Raw genomic sequence first — 8,664 nt, 5'->3', positions numbered from 1 at the left:
GCCACCGGCTCAGTGATCCGGCCACGTCGTCCGGCAGGAGCTCGGCGGTGTCCACGGGTCCGAAAACGTCGGTGAAGGCCGCGTGCGCGAGGGGCTGCCGTGCTGGCGATCCAGGTACTGGTTCTCGGCGGGGCGCGGGCGGCCGGCGGGCGTCGGACGGGCGGTCGTCGGTCCTACTCGTCCAGGGTCAGCGCCTTGCGCAGCTGGACCAGCGTCCGGGACAGCAACCGGGACACGTGCATCTGGGAGATGCCGAGTTCCTCACCGATCTCCGACTGGGTCAGGCCCGCCACGAAGCGCAGCGACAGGATCCTGCGGTCCCTGGAGGGGAGTTCGGCGATCAGCGGCTTGAGGGACTCGATGTACTCGATGCCCTCCAGGCCGTGGTCCTCGTACCCGATCCGGTCCGCCAGCGCGCCCTCGGAGTCGTCCTCGTCGGGCTGTGCGTCCAGGGAGGAGGCCGTGTACGCGTTGGCGGCCGACATGCCCTCGACCACCTCCTCCTTCGAGATGCCGAGGCGTTCGGCGAGTTCCGCGACCGTGGGGGCGCGGTCCAGCTTCTGGGCCAGCTCGTCACCCGCCTTGGCCAGGTCGAGCCGCAGCTCCTGGAGGCGGCGCGGGACCCGTACCGACCACGACGTGTCGCGGAAGAAGCGCTTGATCTCGCCGATGATGGTCGGCATCGCGAAGGTGGGGAACTCGACACCGCGGGCCAGTTCGAAGCGGTCGATCGCCTTGATCAGGCCGATCGTGCCGACCTGGATGATGTCCTCCATCGGCTCGCTGCGGGAGCGGAACCGGGAGGCGGCGAACTTGACCAGTGCGAGGTTCAGTTCGACGAGCGTGTTGCGCACGTACGAGTATGCGTAGGTGCCTTCCTCCAGCGACTCCAGCCGCTCGAAGAGGGTCTTGGACAACGCGCGCGCGTCGACCGCGTCGACCTCGTCGTAAGGGGGGATCTCGGGAAGGTCCGCGATCAGTCCCTCGATGGCATCCAGTTGTTCCGGTGGGGGTGTCGACGTCGCCGTCCGGGTATGCGAGGCGTCGAGCCGGGGTGACATGGTGTCCTCCATCGTTCTCGGCATAAGGCTGCCGAAGCCGTGCGTGCACTGCGGTGTGCGGCGCCTCCAAAGCCGGCCGTGTCGGTTCAGGTGTCGGGTACTAGCCCTACCCGCTCCGTCGAGCCCATCGCAAGTCCGTTCTATTGCTATTTGTCCAGTTAGGGGGGGTTGTTCGGGTGTCGGAGTCCGTGGAGAAGGCGTAATGTTCGAGGGCGTCGGCAAGGCGTTCGGCGGACATCGGAGGGCATCGCCAGACATCGGTCAGGCGGTGGCAAAGCGGTCACGACCTCGGGAGAGAGACGGCAATGGACCACGGGACGGTCGGCAGCGCACAGTCGGGCCGGCTTCTGGTGGAGGTGCGGGAAGAGGGTTCCAGCGCCGTGGTGACTCCGGCTGGTGAGCTCGATCACCACACCGCGGATCTCTTGCGCGAGCCACTCGACGATCTCCTCGACAAGGGATTCTCACGCCTCGTCGTCGACTGCTCACGCCTTGAGTTCTGCGACTCGACCGGGCTGAACGTGCTGCTCGGCACCAGACTGCGGGCCGAGGCGGCGGGCGGCGGTGTGCACCTGGCCGCGATGCAGCCCGTGGTCGCCCGGGTGTTCGAGATCACCGGAGCCGAGGCGGTCTTCACCGTCCACGACTCCGTGGCGGCGGCCCTGTCCGACGAGACCGACGACGAGGGCTGAGTCCTGCGCCCTGCCGTCCGGAACCGGGGGGTGTTCCCGCCGATCGGTCGGGCAGGAGTGATTCTGGATCTGTCGGCGCCCGGCCCGGGCACGCCTGAGTGAGTCAGGCCGACAGGACCGTACGAAACTGCAACGACGCGAATTCTGAATCGTGAACCGGTGAAACGGTGAGGTGAAGCGCTGATGAGCACCACCCGGCCTTACCCGCCGGGCGACCGTGGCCCGGAGCCCAGCGGCGCTTCCGGGATGTCCGAGACGGCGGCGTCCGGTGTGCCGCCCGCCTCGTCGGGGGGTCGTCAGGTCCGCAGTGTGCGCCTCGAAGGGGAGAGCGGGGTGGTGCCGCTCGCCCGCGACTTCACCCGCGAGGCGCTGTACGCGTGGGGGTGGCTGCCGGCCGCCACCGCCGACCGCAGGGCCGCCGCGGAGGACGTGCTGCTCGTGGTGTCCGAGCTGGTCACCAACGCGTGTCTGCATGCCGAAGGGCCCGACGAGCTGTTCCTGGCCTGCGACAACAAGGTGATCCGGGTGGAGGTGTCGGACCGCGGGAACGGTCAGCCGGCGCCGCGGACCCCGCACCGCGCGGGGCGGCCCGGGGGGCACGGGATGTTCATCGTGCAGCGGCTGTGTCTCGACTGGGGGGTCGTACGGACCCCGGGGGCGGCCGGGAAGACCGTCTGGGCGGAACTCGGGGCACCGGCGTAGGGCGCCCCGCTCCGTCGGCATCCCCACACTTCCGCCACGCCCTTTCTCTTCCCTCCTCTTGAGCCCCGGCGTACCTTGACGGCCCATCTGATACGCCGTCAGGAACGAGGTGGACCGTGCCGTCCTCCAAGCGAACCGCCGCGCTCGCGTCCGCCGCGGCGCTGGCCGGCTCGGCGGTGCTGCTCGCCGCCCCGGCCGCGCACGCCACCGTCGTCGACGTCGACTACCAGTGCCAGACGCCGATCGGCCAGAAGAGCGCGGTCTCCCCGATCGACATCAAGAGCGTCCGCAGTGGCAGCGGCTACACGATCACGATGTCCTGGCAGAAGGGCGTCTCCTCCAGTCCCGTGGAACTCGGCAAGGGCGCGATGAGCCCGAGCGCCACCATCACGCTCGGCGGCGCCGAGACCGGCACCCTGAACGTCACCGGGGCCGCCAACCAGGCCGCGATCCCCGCCAACACCCCGATCAAGATCAGCGACCTGAGCGGCACCTACACCCCGAAGAAGTCCGGCAAGGTGACCTTCACCCCGGGCACGCTCGTCATCAAGGCGCTCGGTACGACGACGAAGTGCAACCCCACCAACAACCCCGGACCTGCCCTGACCCTGGACGTGACGGCGTCGGGAGGCGGTTCGAGCGGCGGTTCGAGCAGTTCCGGCTCGTCGTCCGGCGGCACGGGCACCGACTCCGGCGGCACCCTCCCCAAGACCGGCCCCGAGGACTCCTTCGTCGCGCTCGGCACCCTCGGCGGCACCGTGCTGCTCGCGGGCGCGGCCGGCACCCTCTGGCTGACCCGGCGGAACCAGGCCGCACGCCGCTGACCCACCGGGTCCGACCGCTGGAGCCGCCCATGTCACCCACCCGCTCCGCACACCCCCGACTCCCAGCGGAGCCCACCCGCCCCACGCCCTCCGCACAGCCTGCGGAGCGATCGGGGCACCTTGCGCACGCCGTGCCCCCCATCCGCCCCCTGTGCCTCACAAGCCCCGCCCACCCTGCCCACCCCGCGGCCCCCCTCCACCCCACGCCTCCCGTCCGGTCCGCGTGCTCCGGGCGTTCCGTCCGGAGCGCCGTTCGGGCTCTCGCGGTCGCTGGGATGGTTCTGCTCGCCGGCGCTCCGCCTGCGGTGGCGGTCGGGGGGTGGTCGGTCGGGCCCGGGGGCGGTGGGCGGCCCTCCTTCTACGCCGAGGGCGCCCCCGGAACGGTCCTCCAGGACACGGTGTCGGTGACCAACCCCGGTCGGCACCCGGTGACGGTACGGCTGACCGGCACCGGTGTCCCGGTCACCCTCGCCGAGCGGGACGTCCGCGTCCCCGCCCGCACCCGTGCCGACGTCCCCTTCACAGTGACCGTCCCCGCGGACGCGGCCCCCGGCGACCGCTCCGGCGCCCTCGTCGCGAACGACGCCGACGGCCGTACCGCCGGCGTCCGCATCCGGCTGCGCGTCGGCGGCCCCGCCCTGACCGCCCTGACCGTCGAACACCTGGCCGTCCACGGTGACCGCATCACCTACGAGCTGGTCAACCGCGGTACGACCGTCCTCGTACCGAAGCTCGCGGTGCACGCCGACGGGGTCTTCGGCCGGGTCCTCATGGACCGCGCCCCGCGCACCCTCCCGGTCCGCCTCGCCCCCGGCACCCGCACCGAACTGAGCGAGCCGTGGCCAGGCCGTCCCGCGCTGGACGCCGTCCACGTCCGGCTGACGGCGACGGCGGCCGGCGGCGCGCACGCCACGGCGAGCACCCGGGCCCACTTCGTGCCCTGGGGCGCGGTGGCGGGTACCACGGCCGCGCTGACGGCGGCGGCCGCCGTGACCGTCGTACGGCTGCGCGGGCGCCGTGCCGAACCGGTGGCCGAATCCCAGTCCCCGGACGTCGAGTTGACGGGAGCAGCGAGGTGAGGGCGCGAGCGTTCCTGGTACTGGCGGCGGTGTTCGCGCTGCTGATGACTCCCCTGGCGGCGGTCGCCGCCGACGGACCGACCGTCAAGGTGTCCAAGGCGCAGGCGGGCACCGGCGGTTCCGTCACCGTCAGCGGCACCGGCTGGCGCCCGGGCACCCTGCTGATGATGCTGATCTGCGGCCAGGCCACCCCCGCCCGGGGCGTGATCGGCGGCACCAACTCGTGTGCCAACTCCGCCGGACGGGCCGTCACCACCGACGCGGACGGCCGCTTCAGCAAGCAACTCCCGGTCGCCGAGCCGCCGGTGCCCTGCCCCTGCGTCGTCCATGTCGCCACCGTGACCGGCGCCACGGCCGACGCGGACGCCGCCTTCCAGGTCGCCGGACACGCCGTGAAGCCGCTGCCCGCCGCGACCACCGGCGGCCGCCTCTCGATGCTCACCGACACCCGCCTGGACGGCTCCTCCGGCCTGCTGACCTGGTTCGGCGCACCCCCCTCCCGCACCCTCGTCTTCACCATCGGCAACGCCGGGTCGACCACGCTCAAGGACCCGGTCTTCCAAGTGGGCACCGCCCACGGCCTGTTCGCACCCCAGTGGGACGAGCAGCAGTGGCACGGCACCCTCGCGCCCGGCAAGAGGGCCCAGGTCGAACTGCCCTTCGAGCTCTCCGCAGGCGCTTACGGCGACTACACCGTCTCCCTGAAGTACGACGGCAAGGTCCTCGCCGAACAGCCCTGGGGCGTCGGCCGCCCCTGGGGGGTGACCCTGTTCTGGCTCCTGCTCTGCGTGGTCGTACCGGCCGCCGTCTTCCGCATCGGCATGGCCGTCGTGGACCGGGTACGCCCGGCCCGCGGCCACCGGGCGGCACCACGCCCGGCCTTCCGCGTCCCCCGCCTGCGACGCGCGCCCGCGCCCGGTCCCGGGCCCGCCACGACCTCGACTCTGCCGTGGTTCACCCCGGACGACGATCCGGGCGCGACGGCCGGTCGGCTCTCCGCACCGCACGACGACAGCCCGGCGAGTCCCACGACTCCCACGACTCCCACCACGAAAGGACCCACGTGATCATGCGAAGGAGAGTGACACCGGTCAGAGCGGGCGCGGCGGCGGCCGCGCTGGTCCTCGGCGGGGCAGGTGTCCTGCTCGGCGCGGCCGCCGGCACCGCCCAGGCCGCCGAGGTGTCGTACGCGACGCACTGCGTTCCGCCCGCCGGGGTCGCCGACCCGATCGACGGGACCACGAAGGTCGAGATCACCGCGCCCGCCACCGCCAAGGTCGGCGACACCGTCGACGTCACCTGGAAGTTCGTGCAGGCCGCGTCCAAGAACCCGAACATCATCGACCTGCCCGCCGACACGGTCCAGCCGTCCGGCACCCTCAAGGCGGCCGGGGCCCAGAGCGCCGACATCGCGATGCAGGGGCCGCGCAAGAACCCGGCGATCCCCAAGGGCGGCGACATGGTGCTGTCCGACATGACGGGCACGCTGAAACTGACGTCACCCGGCGAGGTGACGCTCACCCCGGACGCGTACACGGTCAACGCGTACGGCACGAACACCGTGTGCACCCCGTCCGGCTCGGTCCCGAAGGCGGCGACGATCGAGGTGACCGGGACCGGTTCGACCGGCTCGGCGAGCCCGACGGACACCACGTCCGCCTCCCCCTCGACCTCCACCTCACCCTCCGACTCGGCGAGCCCCTCCGACTCGACGTCCGCGTCGGCGTCGGCCTCCGCGTCCGCCTCCGACGGCACGGGCAGCGGCCAGACCGACTTCACGGGCAAGGAGGTCGACATCCCCTACGCCTGCAAGACCCCCATCGGCGACAAGAGCGCGACCTCGCCGGTGCAGATCAACGCCAAGAAGGACGGCGGCAGTTTCGACCTCACCGTGCAGTTCAAGAAGTCGGTGATGGACAGCCCGGTGGACATCCCGGCGAACTCCGTGGAGCCGTCGATGAAGGTTGTCCTGGGCGGTGCCGACACGGGTTCGGTCGCGGTGAAGGGCCCGAAGAACTCCGCCCCGATCAAAGCCGGCACCCCGATAGAGATCCCCGACCTGACGGGCACGTACAAGCCGGGGGCGAGCGGTACGACGACCCTGTCGCCGGGCGTCCTGACGGTCGAGGCACTGGGTACGACGACCACGTGCACCCCGACGAAGACGGAGGTCTCGCTCACCCTGGACACGACGCAGCAGGCCGGCGGGGCGTCGGGCGGCTCGTCCACGTCGGGCGGCTCGTCCGGAAGCTCCGGCAGCGGCGGCAGCGGCGGCCTCGCGGAGACCGGCGACAGCAGCCACGGCGCACTGAAGGCCCTGGGCCTGGTGGCAGGAACGGCGATCCTGCTGGGCGGCGCGGTGTTCACCTTCATGCCCCGAAAGAGGACCAGGTGACCTGACCAGGGCCGTGACACGACGAGGGCCACCCCATCCCGAGAATGCTCCCGAGAATGCGGTGGCCCTCTGTCACAAGACGATCAGTGCACGTCGCCCATCAGCTCGCGCACCTTCTTCCGGTACATCCACACGGCCACACCGGCGAGCACCGCCAGCACCGCCTGGAGTGCCACGATCCCCGTCTTGTTCAGGTCGACCCCGGCGATCGACAGCAACCCGGTCGTCGCGTCACCCGCGGTCACCGCGAGGAACCACACACCCATCATCTGGGACGCGTACTTCGCCGGTGCCATCTTCGTCGTCACGGACAGACCCACCGGGGACAGCATCAGCTCACCCACGGTCTGCACGAAGTAGATCCCCACCAGCCACATCGCCGCGGCTTTGTGACCGCCGTCGGCGATCGACAGCGGCGCGAGGAACAGGAAGAACGACGCACCGATCAGCACCAGACCACCGGCGAACTTCACGGCCGTGCTCGGCTCCTTGCCCCGGCGGGCCATCGCCAGCCACGCCCAGGCGAAGACCGGCGCCAACGCCATGATCATGACCGGGTTGACGGACTGGTACCAGGAGACCGGGAAGTTCCAGCCGAAGATCGTGTTCTTCGCGGAGGCGTCGGCGAACAGGGAGACGGTGGAGCCGCCCTGGTCGTAGATCATCCAGAAGACCGCGGCGGCCACGAAGAACCAGATGTACGCGCTCATCTTGGACTGCTCGGCGCGGTCCAGGTCCTTGTCCCGCTTGATGCGGGCGATGACGAACACAGGGATCAGCAGACCGGCGATCGTGATCGGCACCAGCAGCCAGTTCAGCGTGTAGACGCCGGAGACACCCACGACGAGGTAGAAGACCGCGGCGACGGCCGCCCAGAGGCCGGCCTTCGTCAGCGTCGCCTTCTTCTCCGCGGCGGACAGCGGCGTCGGGACGATGTCCGAACGCGAGCTCAGGTGCCGGGTGCCGAGCAGGAACTGGGCGAGACCCAGCGCCATGCCGACCGCGGCCAGCGCGAAGCCGAGGTGCCAGTTGTAGTTCTCGCCGACGGTGCCGATGACCAGCGGAGCGGCGAACGCACCCAGGTTGATGCCGATGTAGAAGAGCGTGAAGCCACCGTCACGGCGCGGGTCGTCCGGGCCGTCGTACAGGTGACCGACCATCGTGGAGATGTTGGCCTTCAGCAGACCGGAACCGATCGCGACCAGGCCGAGGCCCGCGAAGAACGTCCCGGAGCTGGGCAGCGCCAGCGTCAGGTGGCCGAGCATGATGACCGTGCCCGCGACGGCGACCGTCTTGCGGGGGCCGAGGACGCGGTCGGCGAACCAGCCGCCCGGCAGGGCGAGCAGGTACACGAGCGACAGGTACACCGAGTAGATCGCCGTCGCCGTGGCCGCGCTCATGTGCAGGCCGCCGGGAGCGACCAGGTACAGCGGGAGCAGGGCCTTCATGCCGTAGTAGGAGAATCGCTCCCACATCTCGGTCATGAAGAGGGTGGCCAGTCCGCGGGGGTGGCCGAAGAAGGTCTTCTCGGAACCGGGGGTGCCCGGTCGGACCGAGTCCTTCGTCAGGCTGGACGCCATGGTCGTTCCTTGCTGGTCGGAGCGCGCGGCGGGGCTTTGCGCGCCCGTGGGGGGAGCGGCCGGCACCGGCGGGTCGGACCGTCCACCCCACGCCCAGGGGGAGCCCGTCCCGGGTCGCGGGGCGGCGGACGGCGACCACCGGGATCCACGCCCCGTGACGCTGCGTCGCGTCCGGAGCCCGGCCAGAGGTCGTTCCTTTCAAGGCCGGATCGCACCGGCCCGCACACAAAAGAGACCTTCAGCGACGAGATGCCCGCCAAAGGTCCCCGGGTGTACTACAGGCGTTCTCTTCACTCTACGTCAGGACACTGCCGGATATGGAAGGACTTGA

General features: G+C 71.0%; 8 protein-coding genes. 6 read left to right on the top strand and 2 right to left on the bottom strand.

The window, feature by feature from the left end:
- Positions 1–173: 173 nt before the first annotated feature.
- Positions 174–1,061 carry an RNA polymerase sigma factor SigF gene (locus ABZ646_RS33615; RefSeq protein WP_360527417.1) on the bottom strand — a complete coding sequence of 296 codons (888 nt, stop codon included), beginning with the start codon at positions 1,059–1,061 and terminating at the stop codon, positions 174–176.
- 305 nt (positions 1,062–1,366) lie between these two features.
- On the opposite strand from ABZ646_RS33615, the gene ABZ646_RS33610 reads away from it, so the two are divergent.
- From ABZ646_RS33610 to ABZ646_RS33585, 6 genes are all read left to right on the top strand, one after another.
- The gene (locus ABZ646_RS33610) at positions 1,367–1,753 is read left to right on the top strand and encodes an STAS domain-containing protein (protein ID WP_360527411.1); all 387 of its coding nucleotides are present in this window, start codon (positions 1,367–1,369) and stop codon (positions 1,751–1,753) included.
- A 183-nt stretch (positions 1,754–1,936) separates the two neighbouring features.
- On the top strand, positions 1,937–2,455 hold the full coding sequence (locus tag ABZ646_RS33605; protein WP_360527408.1) for an ATP-binding protein: 519 nt from the start codon (positions 1,937–1,939) through the stop codon (positions 2,453–2,455).
- Between the two features lie 116 nt (positions 2,456–2,571).
- The gene (locus tag ABZ646_RS33600; protein ID WP_360527405.1) at positions 2,572–3,279 is read left to right on the top strand and encodes an LPXTG cell wall anchor domain-containing protein; all 708 of its coding nucleotides are present in this window, start codon (positions 2,572–2,574) and stop codon (positions 3,277–3,279) included.
- A 275-nt stretch (positions 3,280–3,554) separates the two neighbouring features.
- Positions 3,555–4,358: a hypothetical protein gene (locus ABZ646_RS33595; protein ID WP_360527402.1), complete on the top strand. Its 804-nt coding sequence runs from the start codon at positions 3,555–3,557 to the stop codon at positions 4,356–4,358.
- Between the two features lie 44 nt (positions 4,359–4,402).
- A complete protein-coding gene (locus ABZ646_RS33590) occupies positions 4,403–5,425 on the top strand; it encodes a hypothetical protein (RefSeq protein WP_360527414.1) in 1,023 nt (340 codons plus the stop codon).
- A 2-nt stretch (positions 5,426–5,427) separates the two neighbouring features.
- The gene (locus ABZ646_RS33585) at positions 5,428–6,753 is read left to right on the top strand and encodes a hypothetical protein (RefSeq protein WP_360527399.1); all 1,326 of its coding nucleotides are present in this window, start codon (positions 5,428–5,430) and stop codon (positions 6,751–6,753) included.
- Positions 6,754–6,836: 83 nt separating this feature from the next.
- Here the strand turns inward: ABZ646_RS33585 and ABZ646_RS33580 are convergent, their stop codons facing one another.
- Positions 6,837–8,333 (bottom strand): oligopeptide:H+ symporter, encoded by a 1,497-nt coding sequence (locus ABZ646_RS33580; protein ID WP_360527396.1) that lies wholly within the window; start codon positions 8,331–8,333, stop codon positions 6,837–6,839.
- Between the last annotated feature and the right edge of the window lie 331 nt (positions 8,334–8,664).

The organism is Streptomyces sp. NPDC007162 (assembly GCF_040634175.1).
Lineage (GTDB): Bacteria > Actinomycetota > Actinomycetes > Streptomycetales > Streptomycetaceae > Streptomyces.
The sequence above is the reverse complement of the archived record's forward strand: the minus strand, read 5'-3'. Positions and strand labels throughout refer to the sequence as shown.